We start from the raw sequence: 17,653 nt of genomic DNA, 5'->3' as shown, positions 1-17,653 counted from the left end.
AAGGAATTTGTTTTTAACCCTTATGGATTAGGTAAGATATTGCTTTTCAAACAAATCAGCTATTTTATATAATTTATCAAGAAGGGTTTTTAGGAGTTCAATATTTTTTTTGGGGTTACCATTTTCCTTAATATCATCAAAAGTCATGTATTTTAATTGTGCTTCCAGTTTGCCACCAAAAAACTCTACAGAATGAATATTGGTCCTTTTTGAGGGATTCAATCGGTTTATACTTCTGTTTACAGATTGTAAATTGTGCAGAATTGATTTTGGGAAATTTTTGTTCAAGACCAGAAAGTCCATCACCACGTCTTTACTCACATCACATTTGTAAACCCTTCTAACAATATCAAGGCAATCGGTACTTTTAAGCAAATTGCCCCAGAAATAATTTTCTACAGGAGTAATTAGTTTTTCCTTATCCAAATGATTGATATCCTGGTATTTAGTTAAAATCATTCTGTTTACCTGAATGGCTTTTTCTAAATGCACACCAGTATTGATTATCAACCATACTTCATCCCGCATGAGGGTATTGGTAATAAACCCTTTGGTAATATAAGTGTCATTAATGATACTCTGGTAGTATTCATACCATTGTTCTTCCGGTACTTTTTGTTGAATGAATTTATTTGAAAAGTGGTATAATTTATTAAGAGCCTCATATGCCTCGGCTGAAAGCTTATATCGGGCGCTTCTGGCATTTTCTCTGGCAATTTTAATACAAGAATGGATAGAGGCCAGATTTCCCGGATCTTTTGCTGAAAAATCAAAAACATTTTCACTGGTTACTGTCTTGTATTTTTCCAGGTAATCGTCATAAGCACCTGACATCCTTAAAATGGAACTCAATGCCATTTTTTTATTAATCGCAATTGGGGCATCCAGAGTGGAAAAGTATTGTTCTCTACTATACCTGGCAAGATGTTCACCTCTTTCGATGTATCTACCCATCCAAAAAATATTATTCGCAATTCTTGATAGCATTTGATAAAAAGTTAATTATTCAACCAAAAGTTCACTGAAATTGACATGCAACATTTTACCTTTATGAGCTTCCATAACACATAATCAGTTAGTTGCAGCAAATCTCATTTCATTCTATGATTGTAATTACTTCCTGGTCTAAGGAAAAAGCCACCAATAGTTTTAGCCAGGACGATTAATTACAATCAAAACAAACAGGTAGTTATTCAATTTATGGTTAAGGTTGATTTTAATGGGTTTTCTCTTTAGAAATCATCAAGTACCCAAGTATCTTTGGAGCCACCACCCTGTGAAGAATTTACTATCAGGCTGCCTTTTTTAAGTGCCACCCTGCTTAGGCCTCCCTTGCAAACATAAGTTTCATCCGCTCCGGTAATGGAAAATATTCGGAGATCGACATGGCGCTGTTCAAACTTCCTGGTTTTATCAATATAGGTTGTATGGACCGAAAGAGGCATTATCGGCTGTGCAATATATTTCCTCCTGTTAGATTTAATCAATTGTTTATAATTACTGATTTCCTTTTTGGTTGCCTTACTCCCAATCATAACCCCATATCCCCCGGATTCATCAACTGGTTTTACGACCAGTTTTTCCATATTTTCCATGATATATTTATAATCATCATCTTTTTCACAGCGGTAGGTATGCACGTTGTTCAGGATTGGTTCTTCCCCCAGGTAATATTTTATGATTTCGGGCATGTAGGTATAAACCGCCTTATCGTCTGCAATTCCAGTTCCTGGAGCATTGGCTATGGTCACTTTACCTTGTTTATAGGAATCCATTAATCCTTCCAAACCTAATAGGGAATCTTTTCTGAAGTATTTTGGATCAATAAAATCATCATCAATTCTTCTGTAAATTACATCTACCCGCTCCGGACCATAAATGGTTTTCATAAAAACATATCCATTTTCCAAATATAAATCCCTTCCTTCCACCAGGTCAATACCCATTTCGGAAGCCAGAAAGGTGTGTTCAAAATAAGCCGAATTGTAAATCCCGGGAGTCAGTAACACGCAGGTGGGTTCATCAGACCCCGGAGGCGCCACACTGACCATCTTATCATAAAGCTGATCCGGGTAATCATCCACTGCCAACATATCATATTTTGATATCAACTCTGAAAATGTCCTTTTCATAGCTTCACGGTTGGAAAGTACATAACTAATACCCGAAGGGCATCTGACATTATCTTCCAGCACATAATACTCCCCGTTTTTTCCCTTGATCAAATCCGTACCGGAAATATGAGTATAAACTCCACCAACAGGTTTAAAACCTTCCATATGTTTACAATAAGCCTTCGAACTGAGCACCCAGTCTTTTGGAAGAATTTTGTCTTTTAAAATTTTTTGATCATTGTATAAATCTGCCAAAAGCATATTTAAAGCCTGGGTCCTTTGAATCACACCTTTTTCCAAACCTGCCCATTCTTTTCCGGGAATAATTCTGGGAAATATATCGAAAGGGAAAATTCGTTCAACTCCCTTATTTTCTGAGTAAACATTAAACGTAATCCCCTGATTGAGGAAGGACATTCGAGTATATTCATTTAACTCTGCAATTTCTTTTCTCGTAAGGTGTTTGAAATGATTTACTGTTTTTAAATAGTATTTCCTGACAGATTTATCTTTATTAAAAACTTCATCTAAAAAGTCCGGGTTTTGAATGTAGTTTGAAAAAAAGTCTGTTTTAATGATTAATTCTTTCTTAATCGATGTAGTAGAGCTCATAAATTAACTTAACGTTACCTGTATATTTACAATATACCCTAAAAATTAAATATTCCCATGAAAATTTAAATATATAGAATAATAATTAACCTGACTCATATTTTATCTCATAAAATTTCAAAATATAGGATATTTTTTTACCCAAAAACAAAAACTAACACAAAAACAAAATAAAAACAAGACGCAATTACAACCTGGCTTAAAGAAATGAGAAGTAACGCGAAATAAAAAAGCTAAAAAAATTAAAAAAACTTTAAAATAATTCTGCCTTCTTTAATTTACCAAAAAAAAATCAATTTTGCAAACCAGGCTTTTATACTCATTTTTTAAAACTAATGAGCCTATTATATGTTTAAGTTTTTAATCAGAATACTAAAAAAAGCATTGCTTATCCTGATTTTTGTTATAGGATTATATTTTATAATAGCTATAGGTTTGTCACTTATTCCTGTACCATCGGATGCAAAAACCTGCAAACCTCAACAAACCATATATGTATCCAGCAATGGGGTTCATCTGGATATAATAGTTCCCGGATCTATGTTATCCACCAAAATCAAGTCCCAGCTTTCGTTTGATCCTAGTTGGAATTTTGTGGCGTTTGGGTGGGGAGATGAAGATTTTTACCTGAATACTCCTACCTGGAATGACCTCTCTTTAAAAACCGCTTTAAAAGCCATGTTTTTACCTAGCAAAACAGCCATGCATGTAACCGTTTTTAAGTCAACTAAAGCGCATTGGAAATCCGTGGAAGTTTGTACACATCAACTTGAAATTTTAAACCGGTATCTAGATCAATCCTTCCACCATGATGAAGAGAAACAGTTTGTGAAAATTTCGAGCTCTGGTTATTCCCAAAATGACTCTTTTTATAAAGCTACCGGAAATTATTCATGCATCATTACATGCAACGAGTGGGTAAACAAAGCATTAAAAAATATGAAGCTAAAAGCCCCTGTATGGTCACCTTTCCACTTTGGAGTTTTATATCACCTGGATTAAAATTGTTGAATTACAATCGTACTTCTTATTTCACAATCAAACGCTGAACTCTAGTTGCTCTATCCTCAATCACTTTGATGAAGTATAAACCTTGTGGAACCCTCTGCAGATCTAGTTCAAAATGCAGTATTTCACCTGCGATTTCAAAATGTTTAATTTCATCTCCTTTTAAATCCAACAATTGAATTTGTTTATTTTCAGAGACTTTTAAAAAATCTACTATCACTATATTTTTTGCAGGATTTGGGTAGATGACAAAACGATCAGGCTTTTCTAAATCTTCTTTTCCTGTTACTTCTCCAATAAAAAACTGTTTTGCAAATTCAAATGCCCCCTTCCCTATTTTCTCACCAATAATTCTACCGGGAATATCATCTGCGGGAGGATGAATTCCACCCCAGATTCTGGAAAGACTTGTCTGGTCCGAAGCATCTTTATAAGTAGCCCATTGTAAGGTTACATCTACTGATGGGCCTTCTTCAAATACAAGAAATTCATTTTTCTTGGCAGTAAACTCCCCCATTCCTCCCGGAAAAAAGGGATCACCGGTTAGTTGTGTCAGGACTTCAGCAGCAGCTCTGGAAAAAGTAGAATGTCCGGAAATATAACCGGCAAATGGTGGGGTAACAAAAGTTGGTCTTTGGTAGGGCCACCAGTTTTTCGCCATTATCCAACCTACCCCAGCTTTATCCGTTTCGGGATCGGAAATATAATCAGGCCCTTTCCAGGTGCGCAGTTTTACCCTTCCTATATTTTGAGGATCTCTTGCCAAAGGATCATCGCTTTGTACGATTTCAATATAACCATCCAACAAGGGTATCCCCATGACATTGAGATTAGGCTGATTATTATCTGAACTTTGTCCCTGGTCCGCCATATACCTCAAAGCAGAAACCGGTCTGATGTAATCATACCAGCCTTTAATTCCCCAGGCGGTTATGGCCGCATCATGCATGGCTCCTCCTAATATAAAATAGGCTTTCACATCCCATTCCAAATCATCCAGGATTTCACCTTCCCCCTTAAATTTCTTTACCAATTCAGGATGATCATTTACATAGTTCATAATAGTAAACCAATGCCCGGGAGGTGTTTCTGAATCCGGCCCATCAGCCCAAAATTCTGCCAAAACTCTTGTATAATCTCCTCTGGGAACTACATTGGGTTCATAAGGTTTTCCAGTTTTTGGATTTAGTTCATGGCCCGTTCCCGGATCTCCTCCTTCCAGCTTATAAAAATCCTGATACTCCTCAAAAGTTGCAGGGTAACCGGAAAGGTTCCCTTTTGCTCCGGGAGAGATATCCCATAACACACCATCAGCCGGGTCGAGATGCGCCCCCCAAATGGACACCAGGGAAAATCCCCATTTGTAAGCCTCATTTGTTCCTTCAACATCTTCTGAATACAATAAAGGAGGCTTACCCGGATCGTGGTAAACATTAAAAGCAGCACTATCTCTCTGAAAGGAAGTTCTTACGAGATTATTTAGGGCAAAAGGAGCCACATCACCCCATTCAGGACTCAGGAATGTAGTAGCTCCTCCTACTACAACCTGACCACTTTGGTCGATAAATTTACCCAATGCTAAAGGCTGCCAACGGTTTGGATCCTCAATATCAGGATTTCCGGACTGGGTCGGAATCAGGTATGGGTTAACCGATTCATAATATTTATTGGCATAACCTTCTGCCTCATTCGATCCATCCTGAAGGCCATATTCAATCATGCAATTGGCTATGTAATTACCCAAATGAGCTGGTTCTCCACTCTGATAATGAATTGAAGTATTTGTAAGGCTATATCCCAGGGCATTCATTAGAGAATCAAACCTGGATAAAGATTCCTCTGCCCCCGGGGAATCTTTAAACCTTGCATTCAACAACCTGTAGGCTGCATAACTCATGGCTTCTTCCTGCCCTGTTTTTTGATCACCTGAAAATTCAAAACCATCGAACTTACATTCCCAACCCTTCACTTCCCTTCCAAGGAAATAAGGAGTAGCCTCAGGTTCGAATACAGCCCATGAATCATAAAGTACCACTGAAGTATGAAACAAATTTCTAGCATGAACGGTTGGCCTTGCAAAATCATCACGAATTGCTTCAAGCAGGGCTTCATTCCATTTCCTTGCTACCGAATGTTGTGCTGAAGCTGAATACCATGGCATAAAGAAAATTCCTAAGGCAAAAAGGAATTTTAAATAAAGCTTTTGGGTAAAAATTTTATATGGGTAAAAAGAATTGAAGTCCGGCATATTTAAAATCAAGGCATTTGCTTCCAATGAATACTTTGGTAAAAGTACTACATATCAAATAATTTTGGAAATAGCACCAATCAATCTTCCAACCCCCAAATTTCATAAATGGGTTGTCCCTTGGAGCTTTTTCCCTTATGATGCCAGTCATTTCCTTTTCTTTCAAAGTCAAAACTCAAAGACATTCCCACTCTGGAGACATCTCTTGAAAAGTATTCTATGGTTTCTGTATACTTTCCATCCTTTGCGGTATATATTCCTCCACCAGTGCCCATGAATTCTTTTGTTTCACTGTTAAAAGCTGTCCATTGAAACCTTGTGCCAGATAGTATTTTAATTGTTTTTCTTGGACCTCGCTTCATGGTACTCATTTCCCCATCGCGTTCTCTCTCTCTAATTCTCCAGGCTCCGGCCAGAGTAGCTCCACTATTCGCTCCTTTATCAATTCTTTTCCATTCAAAGACGGCTTTTGATTCATTTGAATTTAAAGTCATATTTTTCCCTTTCATTTTTAGAGAGAAGGTATAAGTATTTCCTACTTCCTCAGCATTCCAGGTATTAAATTCAATGGTTTCTTTTATCGTTTCACCGTCTATTTCAAAAGTCCCACCAAGTGTCCCTAAAAATTCCTTTGAGTCCAGGCGGTAAGCTGTAAGGGCAAAGTGTCCATTGGAAATAATTTTAACCACTTTGGCATCCTTAAAATTATCATTTCCTTCTATGGAATAAGAATCCAAATCCCATGCACCCAAATGCATAGCTTCATTCTTTTTTATCCTCAAGGATTCGGCAGTTTTAAATCCCGAAATAAGGAAAAGGGATACAGTTAAAATTGAAGTTGTTATTAGAGATGTTATTTTCATAATTTACAGAAGATTAAGGCTAAAAAAGTTCTATAATTCAAGCTCTAAATTAGTTATAATTTATTCCTAAATTGAATTTCCATTTAAAAAAATTTCCTGCATCCAAGGGCATGTTTCACCAATCATTCCATTCCAAAACACAAAGAAATAACCAGAGGAGGAAGCTCCTAAAGTAATGCTTAAAAATGAAAGTTTAAATTTGCAAAAGCCATGGTGATTTAACAAAAAAACGAATTGGAATCTCCAAAAAAATTTTCATTCATTAGCTTTACTCCGGCTTTTTTGTCAGGAAAGATACAGACCAATTGAAAAACACCTTCAATTCAATTAGCTAAAAGTATTGATATGAAATTCCCTTCCCAAGTTTCACTTTATGCAGCCCCCACACCGAAAGTGGAAGAAATTCCAGAAGGTATAAAGGACGGAATAAATTACCCTGATGATTCTACAAAAGTTATATTATCCCTTTTGGCACCTGGAAAAAAATTTGTTTATGTGATCGGTGATTTTAATGACTGGCAACCCCAGGGGGAATATTTAATGAAACAATCACCTGATAAAGAAAGGTTTTGGCTGGAAATAGAAAATTTGGAACCCGGAAAGGAATATATTTTTCAATATCTGATTGATGGCATTTTGCCAATTGCCGATCCATACACGGAAAAAGTTAGCAATCCCATTGGGGACAAATTTATTTATGAGGACACCTATCCAAATCTCATTGCCTATCCGGAAGGAAAAACGCAATACAGTGCGTCTGTTTTTCAGACCAACCAAAAGCCTTTCCAATGGAAAATCAGGAATTTCGCTGCTCCCCAGCCAAAAGATTTAATCATTTATGAATTATTAATTAGGGATTTCACTGCTCAACATGCTTACAAAGCCGTCCGTGATTCGCTTGATTATCTTGTAGAACTTGGAATAAATGCCATAGAACTTATGCCTGTGAATGAATTTGAAGGCAACCTGAGTTGGGGATATAATCCTGTTTTTTACTTTGCTCCTGATAAATATTATGGTCCAAAAGAGGAACTAAAAAAACTGATTGATGCGGCTCATGAAAAAGGCATTGCCGTTTTAATCGATTTGGTTTTAAACCATTCATTCAATTCTGCTCCAATGGTAAGAATGTATTGGGATGAAGAAAAGAATAAACCCACAAAAGAGAATCCCTGGTACAATATCAGTCATAATTTTGACAACACTGATGCGCATTGGGGAACTGATTTTAATCATGAAAGTACTTATACGCAACATTTTATTGACAACATTAATCGCTTTTGGATAGAAGAATACCAAATAGATGGTTTTCGGTTCGATTTTACCAAAGGATTTTCCAACGAAAGAAAGCCTTTAAGTGATCTATGGGGAAGCGAATACGATTCCAAGAGAGTTGCCATTTTAAAACAAATGGTGGATAAAATCAGAGAAGTTGATAAAGACAATATCATCATTTTCGAACACCTTGCCGAAAATGAGGAAGAAAAAGAACTGGCGGATTATGGTATTTTACTTTGGGGGAATATGAATCACCATTACCGAAATTTGATAAAAGGAGAAAATGATGATTTGTCCCATCAGGATTACCAGAGAAGAAACTGGAAACAGCCCAACCTGATTGCCTATATGGAAAGCCATGATGAAGAAAGATTGATGTATGAGGCAATGGAAAATGGAAAAAAATCCGGAACTTATAATTTAAAGGATGAAACTACGGCCTTAAACCGGCTTAAAATGGGAGCAGCATTTTATTTTACCTTTCCCGGTCCTAAAATGATCTGGCAATTTGGAGAACTGGGATATGACATTCCCATAGATTTTAATGGCAGAACAGGAGAAAAACCTATTAAATGGGAATACCTGAATCATCCTGAAAGGCATAAACTTTTTAAGGTTTATCAGGCATTGATTAAGTTTAAAAAAGAAAATGCCATTTTTAACACCACTTCTTATCGCTATTCCCTTGATCAACACACCAAATGGCTAAAACTTGAGGGAAATGATTTTAATGTGATGGTTGTGGGAAATTTTGGCCTGGAAACCAAAGATGAAGTTTTGGAGTTTCCCCAAACCGGAAAATGGTTTGATTTTTTTACTGGGGAGAAAATAGAGGTGAAGGAAAAGATTTTTGTATTTAGGCTGGCTCCCGGGCAATTTCATATCCTTACAGATAAAGCCATTGATTTCCCCGAAAGGGATCTGGTTCCCTATTCTCCAAATCAGGTAACTGGCTTAACCGATATCATAGAAGAAATTAACACCCTTAAAATTTATCCAAATCCGGTAAAAGAATCTTTTTACATTTACCTGAATGGAAAACCTGAAAGTAAGGGACAAATTAAACTATTTGATCTTACAGGTAAGGAAGTTTGGAAATCAGGAATTACCCGGCTTAACAAAAAAAGGCCTAAAAAGATATACCTTCCCCAACTGGATTCGGGAATGTATTTTTCGATTTTCAATTCGGACCAAGGGGATTATCTAAAGTCAAAAATTGTAATTGAATAAATTCCATTTGCAGGAAGTCAACGGAAAGTTTTCCAAAATTCCGGCTGAAATTTTTAAAATCATTGTCCTTGCATTTTTGTTCGGAGAAGGATAATTTACTAATATGCCATAATTACAAGTTTTTTGGCTTTTCCTTTAACCTATTTATTGACCAATGCCTATTTCAAAAAACTACACGGTGCTATTAATTGTGTTTATTTCATCCACAATTATGCTGTTTCATTCCTGCCAATATAACTCAATCCTTCCTCCTGTAGATTGTGAAAACAATTCCCCTGAAATCAATATTATTTCTATCCAGGGTACTCCTTGTGGGGAGTCCGAAGGAAGTATAGAAGTTTTAGCAACAGGTGAAAATGAAGATGATTTTTCCTACAGCCTTGATGGTGAAAATTTTCAGGTCTCTAATATTTTCACCAATCTTTCTGCAAAAACCTATCAGGTTTATGCCAGGAATAAAAACAACTGTACCAGTATGATTGAAGCCTCTGTTCCTGATGATTCTGGGATTGTTTTGGAGGTAGAAGTGACCAATACCGACTGTGGCAGTTTTACTGGAAGTATATTAGCCACAGCTTCTATAAGTAATGTGGAATTTAGTATTGATGGGGATAAGTTTCAGTCATCAGGAACATTTTCCAAACTGGGGCAGGGTTCTTATAATGTTCAGGTAAGGGAAATCAATTCTAATTGTGGAACTAGTGCGGCAGTACAGGTTCCTTCAGGAGTGAGTTACAATAATACAGTTAAAAATATAATCGAAACAAACTGTGCCATTTCAGGCTGTCATGTGGCAGGAAGAGATATTCCCGATTTTAAAGATTTTAGCAATGTTCAGGAAAATGCATCTACCATTAAATTAAGGGTTAACAATGGCACCATGCCTCCGGGTAACAGGGCCATTACAGAACAGGACAAACAATTAATTACATGCTGGGTGGATGACGGTGCTCTGGATAATTAAATCTATTCATTGCTAAACTAAAATGAAATAAAAATCTTACCATTTCCCGAAGAAAACTCTATTACGGATATGAAAACAAAATTCAACTTTTTAAGCTTTCTGTCGATTTTTTTCATTTTTGGGCAATCCTATGCTCAGGACCTTAATCAGCCCGGTTATTCTACCTTCCGAGATACCAGGATTATTAATGGTCATTCTGTAGAAACAAGCAGGGCAGGAAACTTGAAATTTATCATTCAACACCGTTTTGGCAGTGTGAAAGATGGAGCCTATAATCTTTGGGGACTTGATGATTCCACCATTCGACTTGGATTGGATTATGGATTTTCAAACAGGTTTACTGTGGGAATTGGCCGAAGTTCTTTCAATAAAACTTATGACGGTTATTTGAAATATAGAATTTTGGTTCAAAATCAAAAAAGTCCTTTATCAATTACTTATTTAGGAGCCATGGCTATAATTGGTTTAAAAAAAGAAGAATTCAATTTTGAAGTTACCTTTAATGACAGGCTAACCTACACTCACCAATTACTAATCGCCCGTAAATTTGGAGATAAGTTTTCCCTTCAATTAATGCCTTCTCTGGTGCACCGGAATACCATCATGGCAGAGGGAAATAATCAAAATGATGTATTTTCCATTGGTTCAGCCATTAGGTACCAATTGTTTAAATTTCTGGCCATCACTGGCGAATATTATTATACTTTACCAGATCAACTTCAGGAAGGCTACAACAATTCTGTCTCAGTTGGATTTGAGATTGAAACCAAAGGACATGTTTTCCAATTACATTTATCAAGTTCCAGAGGAATGATCGAGCCTTATTTTATTGCAGGAACAACAGGAGATTTTTTTAATGGAGATATTCACCTTGGTTTTAATATCTCCAGAGATTTTAAATTGAAGGGTAAAAAATATCACTGATCATTAATGAGGAAACCAAAAATAATTTTAAGCAGAAAGGGATTTGATTCTGGAACCGGGGGAATAGCCAGCCCAATATTAGATAACAGAATGTATTCCCTTCCAATCCCGGAAGCAGAAAGTGGCATTTTTTACAATCAGTTAAATTTTTCAGAAAACCATTCCTATCTCTATTTGTTAAGAGATTTAGGCATTAAATTTTATTCCGAAACACATTTGGATCCGGACTTAAATAAAGAGATAATTTCCGGAAGAACAAATAACTGGAGACCCGTATTCGGCCAGACAGGGGCTGCCCTTTCTCACTTAAATAAATTTAATATTCAGCAAGGTGATTTGTTTCTGTTTTTTGGTTGGTTCAAAGAAGTTGAGAAAATTAATCATCGAATTCGATTTAAGAAATCAGCAAAGGATTTGCACGTCATCTATGGATACCTGGAGGTGGATCAAATGGTTGATTTGGAAAAAGGTAACCCTCCCTCCTGGGCATGTAAACATCCTCATGTTGTATTTGCAGATCAGTATAATCCTAAAGGAAATACATTATTTATTGCAAAAAAAGAATCTTCTTTTTTCTCTGGAAAACCCGGTGGTGGGTTGTTCAGTTTTTCAAGAGAATTGGTACTGACGAATTCCTTGCAGGAAAATTCTTGGAATAGATCGCTTTGGCAATTACCCAAATCATTTTTTCAGAAAGGAAGGTGTAAATTATCCTACCACGAAAACAAAACCGGAGAAGCCATCAAAGGAAATCGAAAAAATTTATGTGTACAATCGGTGGCAAGAGGACAAGAGTTCATTATCAATTCTAACCAAGGGATACTAAATTGGGTTCAGAGTTTTAATCCGTACATCATCTAATTCCATTTAAATGAAATTACCCACACTTGAAGACAGACTTCATCAAAGAGTCAGACCCGTAGACAGAAAACCATCCATGTTTCAAAAATGGCAGGAATTGCTTTTTATCCATTGGGAAATTGATCCGGAAATTATTCAGAAAACACTTCCTAAAGGGCTTTACGTAGATACTTTTGAAGGTAAAACATACTTAGGCCTGGTTCCATTTTACATGCGGGGAATTCGTCCTAGTTTTTTCCCGGCTGTTCCCGGCATTTCCAATTTTCTGGAAGTAAATGTACGGACCTATGTGCATGATAAAAATGGCGTGCCGGGCGTTTGGTTCTATTCTCTGGATGCCAACCAGAGACTTGCAGTAAAAATTGCCAGAGCTTTTTTTAAATTGCCTTACCATTATGCCAAAATGAAGGCCTCTATTCATCAGGAAAATAAAATAAAATATGCTTCTAAGAGAGTAGGAGACACAAAAATTTCCAATTTTGAATATACGCCTAAGGGAGAAATATTTGAAGCACAACCAGGAAGTCTCCATTTTTTTCTGGCCGAAAGGTATATCCTTTTTTCCTATAACCCACATAAGGATCAATTATATTCCGGGCAGGTTTATCACAAGCCTTATCCTTTGTCAGAAGCTGAAGTTACGAATTATGACAAGCATTTATTGGGATTAAACAGGTTGGACCCTGGAGCAAAACAACCCATTAGTTATTTATTTTCAAAGGGAGTAAATGTGGATGTTTTCAGTATCAAGCCAGTGGTGTAGGGAATTAAATTTAGTGTCAGGCTTTTTGGAGTCAATAGATAATGTTTTTTGGATGAGTAGCAGATGGAATTTGGGCAATTAGTTTATTGGAATTCCTTCCATCCAAAAAGATTGAGTTTTATAAACAATTTTCGAATTCCTTCCTGCCAATTGGTTTTTCCAAAAAGGCCACAACGGATGAGAATCCCATCACCTGTTTTTTTTTCTTTGGATCGAGAGAGGCAGTCAATACCATTAATTTAGTTTTGGGAAATTTTTGGGCAAATTCCATTTCATATTCTTTTAAAAACTCAATTCCATCACCAAAAGGCATGAAAAGGTTTATTAAAATACAACAGGGAAATGAGTCCGGGTTGTTCTTCAAAAAGGCAATTCCCTCCTTTCCATTTTTTGTCCAGTGAATGTCATATTCTGGCCTCCATTTCTTAATTAATCTACTTGCAACAAAGTAGTCAATCTCATTATCTTCAATAATTAGCAGCCGATTGTTTGTCATTTAGTAATAATGTAATGTTTGACTATTAATTACGATTTTTCGAATAAGTAACCTCTAATTATTTCAGATTAATAAAATTGCATTTTCACTGAAATTCAGGAAACTCTAAACAAGCATCAACCACTTAAAATAACAATACAAAATCAAATAATATACTAACAAAAAACTTTATTACCCTAAAAAAGCAGAATAAAAAATACCATGCAAAACTGAAATTTCAACTAGGAAAACCTCCATCTCAAAGAATATTTCCAATTCCCGGTGTAAAAGCTGTTATTATGCATTAAATGGAAAAAAACACAAGGAAATGGGAACCGAAACAATTAATTTTTATCACATGGACCATCAACTGCTAAACTCGGCCTGCCTGAGTATTCGGGAATTAACTTACGGAAAATTTGCCAAAGATTTTTTGGCCAAAATAATCAATGAATTCTTTGAGACTATAAAATGGAGTGATATCAATAACCGACATTTATTTAATATCTACAAGGATTTAATAATTGAAGATATTGAATTATTTGGCAATACAACCCTGGAAGGATTTGAGCAGGCCAAAGAGATCACCATTAGAGATATGCAATTACTTAAAAAATTCGAAATCGTTGAATTCAATTAATTTTTTTCTTTGATTGATAAATTATAAAAAAATTTCACTCCTTTTGGTCAATTAGGTTCCGCCAACCTGTTTGAAAGTAAAGTTAATCCATCGGTAATTTAATTTAGTGAAATATTAAACTTCTTTTTTTACCAAAAACTAAATCCTTTCTTCCCTATTAATAAAAAGAAAGGATTATTCTCAAAACAGATTTATCGGAATATTTACCCACTATTATCATTAGATAATCCAATTCCAAAGGCCTTCTTTTTCTTTGACCATCCCTGTTTTATAAGCTTCAATTAATATCTGGCCTTCGTCCAAAAATCAAGCTCCCTGTCCTGTGCTGCATATGAAAATTCAAAATCACCCTGAAGGGTAATTAGTCATAAGGAGGGAATAGAAATAATTGATTTGAGATACACTTTGTAAAAAAAATACAATATGGCAGAAAATTTGCCGGTGGTTAAGTGATTTTTATCTTAAAAAATCCCTAATTTCACGTAATTTTTTCAGAACCAGCGGATAACGATCATGCTGGAATCCAAATTTTTTAATTTTCGTACAATAAATTTTTCGATTACAAAAGTCAGTTTTTTTACCAATTCAGTCAGGTTATGATATGTGTCATCAACCATTTGACCCAAAATATTGGAAATAAATATATAATCACACAAAAATTACCATCAGCCAGAATTTTTAACAAAAGCCTTAGAGTAATAAAATATTCTACAAGAAATCTATGATTAAAGCCAAATTAACACTAATATTTTTCATTATCACTTTTTCATCATTTGCCCAGAATACCCTTATCGTAAGCGATGAGGATTATTATTTTAGAGATGGGCTGGAATTGTTTGATAAAGAAAAATACGGAGCAGCCAAAAACCGATTCGAACAATATATTGCCCTGGACAGGCATGATGACAAAACCCTTCAGTCCATGTATTACCGGGGAGTTTGTGCCCTAAAACTGGAAACTGACGATTTTCAGCACGTAATCACTGAATTTGTCCATACTTACCCTACTCATCCGAAGGCAAGGAAAGCGGCTATTTATCTGGGAAATTATTATTTTGATCAGGCCCGCTATGATGTGGCCAGAGATTATTATTTGCAAAGTCCTGCTTCCGATTTAGAAACAGCAGATGACATGGAGGCTACCTTTAAGTTAGGGTATTCTTATTTTGCCTTGGGAGATTATCCAAATGCAAAATCACAGTTTGACAAGCTAAACGTCAGTAATAATCAATACGCCATGGCCGCCAGTTATTATTCTGGTTATCTGGATTATGAAAATGGCGATTATTCTGAAGCTATTACCAAGCTGGAAAAAGCCAAGTTGGATAATCGGTATAATGATGAAGCTACTATATTAATTGCAGGAATTTATTACAAGCAAAACAGATATGCAGAGGTACTCCAGATAACTCAAAGTATGGGCAATGATTTACCTCCCGGGCTCGATTTACTTACTGGAGAATGTTATTACAAAATGGGAGATTACCAGACTGCCTCTAAATATTTTGATAACTTTCTTGCAGACAGCACTTCTCCGGGTGACAGAGGGGTAAATTACCGAATTGGATATGCAGATTTCCAAACCAATAAACCTGCTGAGGCCATTCCATTCTTTTCCAAAGCCGCAGACGGTCAGGATACGTTAGCCCAATCAGCAGCTTATCACCTTGCTCTTTGCTATATTAATACAGATCAGAAAGAACTTGCAGTAACCACTTTGGACCAATGCCGAAGACTGGATTATGATCCGAGAATAAAAGAGTTAGGCGCTTTAACTTATGTAAAAGTAAATTATGATATTGGTTATTACACTGAAGCCCTGGAAGGTGGGGAATATTATTTGAATACATTTCCACAAGGAAAATATGCTCAGGAAGTATATGAAATTGCCAGTGATGCCTTCCTGAATACCGGAGATTACGAAAAAGCCATGGGTTATCTTTCCAGAATTCAGAATAAAACCAGAAAAATCCAACAGGCCTATCAGGAAATTTCCTTCAACAAAGCGGTAAGTGATTTCAATGACGAAAAATTTCAGGATGCTGCAAATGCGCTAAACACCTCACTGCAATTTGCCATTAACCCTAATTTAGCAGGCTCTGCTAACTTCTGGCTTGGTGAATCCTATTCGGCAATTGCTAAATATGATAGTGCCATCATGTATTACCCAAGAGTTCAGCCCAGTGCGAAGGAATATCATCAGGCAATCTACGGGATGGCTTATGCTTTTTATAATAATAAGGATTATAGTGCTGCGGAAAGGTATTTTGCTCAATATGTTCAAACAGCTCCAAATGCAGAACCTGGAAAAAAAACAGATGCTATTCTCCGATTAGCTGATTGCTATTATATTGCCAAAAATTATGGGGAGGCACTTAAGTTTTATGATGCTGCACAAGATAATCAAAGTCCGGAAATAGAATACATCTACTTCCAAAAGGCATTTGTATATAAGGCGCTAAACCGTCTGAATGATGCAGTGGCCAGTTTCGATAATATTCTGAATAACTTCCCCAACTCCACTTACAGAGATCAGGCCTTATTCCAAAAGGCAGAAATCTACTTTGAAAATGGCAGAAGACAGGAAGCATTTGATTATTACGGCCAGCTACTCACTGAATTTCCGGAGGGGCAAATTATTCCTTATGCATTGGCCAAGCAGGCTGTTGCCGCCAAAATGATTGGAAAAATGGATGTAGCAGCCATCAATCACAAGAAAATAATTGATGCCTATATTGCCAATAAATCACTTGCTGAAACAGCCATCCAATCCTTGCAAGAAATAAATGCCGGAGGTTACCCTATTTATGATTTACAGGATTATATCGCAAAATTTTCTGCAGTTTACTCAGGAAGTGAAGTAGTTTTACAATCGAAGTTTGAAACAGCCCAGTTGCCTTTCAATAATGAAGATTATGCCAATGCAGTACTTTCGCTGAAAGATTTTATCGACAATTCTCCCACTACAGCTTATACATATGAAGCCTACTATAAAATTGGCTTTAGTTATGAAATGTTGAATGATAAAGAAAATGCCATTCAGGCCTATCTTAATGTGGAGGGGGTTTATAAAGTGCGATCCTTAAGAAATGGGGCAGACCTTCAATATGATCTGCAGAATTATTCAGCAGCTGTAGAAACTTACAGTGAATTACTTCAAGTCGCCAAGAAAAAGAAGTATATAGAGGATGGTACAGTTGGACTCATGAAATCCTACTATGGGTTAAAAGATTATGATGCCACACTTTTATATGCCCAGCAAATTGTGGAAGAGAATTATGCAAGAGAAATTAACACTGCAGAATTGTATAAGGGAAAGGTTATGTTTTCCAAAAAACAGTATGCTGAAGCAATTGCCCAATTCCAAAAAACCATTGGGCTGGCGCAGGATAAAAATGCGGCAGAAGCGCAGTATATGATTGGGGCTACTTACCGGGATCAGGGCCAGTTTGAGACTAGTACTCAGGAATTAATTAAGGTGAGATCGAATTATGAAAACTATGCAGACTGGGTATATGAGGCTTTTCTTCTCATTGCTGAAAATTATATCAGTCTTGATAATTCATTTCAGGCAAAAGCTACTTTAAATTCTATCATTGAATACAGTAAAGATGAGGAAATTAAAGCCAGAGCCCAAAAAAGGCTAAATGAAATAGAAGCCTAAGAATGCTAA

At 36.2% G+C, this 17,653-nt stretch carries 13 protein-coding genes; 8 read left to right on the top strand and 5 right to left on the bottom strand.

The window, feature by feature from the left end; all coding sequences use genetic code 11:
* Positions 1-27: 27 nt before the first annotated feature.
* On the bottom strand, positions 28-987 hold the full coding sequence (locus A3EM_RS0106105) for an alpha-E domain-containing protein (RefSeq protein WP_083925181.1): 960 nt from the start codon (positions 985-987) through the stop codon (positions 28-30).
* Between the two features lie 245 nt (positions 988-1,232).
* On the bottom strand, positions 1,233-2,726 hold the full coding sequence (locus A3EM_RS0106100) for a circularly permuted type 2 ATP-grasp protein (protein WP_020527291.1): 1,494 nt from the start codon (positions 2,724-2,726) through the stop codon (positions 1,233-1,235).
* Positions 2,727-3,074: 348 nt separating this feature from the next.
* Here A3EM_RS0106100 and A3EM_RS0106095 point away from each other — a divergent pair, with 348 nt between their 5' ends.
* On the top strand, positions 3,075-3,728 hold the full coding sequence (locus tag A3EM_RS0106095; RefSeq protein ID WP_020527290.1) for a DUF2459 domain-containing protein: 654 nt from the start codon (positions 3,075-3,077) through the stop codon (positions 3,726-3,728).
* Between the two features lie 25 nt (positions 3,729-3,753).
* Here A3EM_RS0106095 and A3EM_RS0106090 read toward each other — a convergent pair whose 3' ends face one another.
* Together A3EM_RS0106090 and A3EM_RS0106085 are read right to left on the bottom strand one after the other, a co-directional pair.
* Positions 3,754-5,895: a T9SS type A sorting domain-containing protein gene (locus A3EM_RS0106090; protein ID WP_169513330.1), complete on the bottom strand. Its 2,142-nt coding sequence runs from the start codon at positions 5,893-5,895 to the stop codon at positions 3,754-3,756.
* A gap of 167 nt (positions 5,896-6,062) precedes the next feature.
* Complete coding sequence (locus A3EM_RS0106085) at positions 6,063-6,845, bottom strand: hypothetical protein (RefSeq protein ID WP_020527288.1); 783 nt, start codon at positions 6,843-6,845, stop codon at positions 6,063-6,065.
* Positions 6,846-7,190: 345 nt separating this feature from the next.
* On the opposite strand from A3EM_RS0106085, the gene A3EM_RS41665 reads away from it, so the two are divergent.
* The 5 genes from A3EM_RS41665 (at position 7,191) to A3EM_RS0106050 (ending at position 12,865) form a co-directional block, all read left to right on the top strand.
* Complete coding sequence (locus tag A3EM_RS41665; protein WP_020527286.1) at positions 7,191-9,353, top strand: alpha-amylase family glycosyl hydrolase; 2,163 nt, start codon at positions 7,191-7,193, stop codon at positions 9,351-9,353.
* Between the two features lie 154 nt (positions 9,354-9,507).
* Complete coding sequence (locus A3EM_RS45555; protein ID WP_020527284.1) at positions 9,508-10,317, top strand: hypothetical protein; 810 nt, start codon at positions 9,508-9,510, stop codon at positions 10,315-10,317.
* 69 nt (positions 10,318-10,386) lie between these two features.
* Entirely contained in the window at positions 10,387-11,241 is an 855-nt protein-coding gene (locus tag A3EM_RS0106060; RefSeq protein WP_020527283.1) for a DUF5777 family beta-barrel protein, read from the top strand.
* Between the two features lie 6 nt (positions 11,242-11,247).
* Complete coding sequence (locus A3EM_RS0106055; protein WP_020527282.1) at positions 11,248-12,102, top strand: Nmad3 family putative nucleotide modification protein; 855 nt, start codon at positions 11,248-11,250, stop codon at positions 12,100-12,102.
* A gap of 10 nt (positions 12,103-12,112) precedes the next feature.
* Positions 12,113-12,865 (top strand): YqjF family protein, encoded by a 753-nt coding sequence (locus A3EM_RS0106050; RefSeq protein WP_020527281.1) that lies wholly within the window; start codon positions 12,113-12,115, stop codon positions 12,863-12,865.
* Positions 12,866-12,983: 118 nt separating this feature from the next.
* Here the strand turns inward: A3EM_RS0106050 and A3EM_RS0106045 are convergent, their stop codons facing one another.
* Entirely contained in the window at positions 12,984-13,361 is a 378-nt protein-coding gene (locus A3EM_RS0106045) for a response regulator (protein ID WP_020527280.1), read from the bottom strand.
* Between the two features lie 307 nt (positions 13,362-13,668).
* Here A3EM_RS0106045 and A3EM_RS0106040 point away from each other — a divergent pair, with 307 nt between their 5' ends.
* Together A3EM_RS0106040 and A3EM_RS0106025 are read left to right on the top strand one after the other, a co-directional pair.
* Entirely contained in the window at positions 13,669-13,980 is a 312-nt protein-coding gene (locus A3EM_RS0106040) for a hypothetical protein (protein WP_020527279.1), read from the top strand.
* A gap of 721 nt (positions 13,981-14,701) precedes the next feature.
* The gene (locus A3EM_RS0106025) at positions 14,702-17,644 is read left to right on the top strand and encodes a tetratricopeptide repeat protein (RefSeq protein WP_020527277.1); all 2,943 of its coding nucleotides are present in this window, start codon (positions 14,702-14,704) and stop codon (positions 17,642-17,644) included.
* Positions 17,645-17,653 lie beyond the last annotated feature (9 nt).

It is taken from the genome of Flexithrix dorotheae DSM 6795, from assembly GCF_000379765.1.
Taxonomy (GTDB): Bacteria; Bacteroidota; Bacteroidia; order Cytophagales; family Flammeovirgaceae; genus Flexithrix; species Flexithrix dorotheae.
This window is presented reverse-complemented; position numbering and strand designations above follow the sequence as displayed.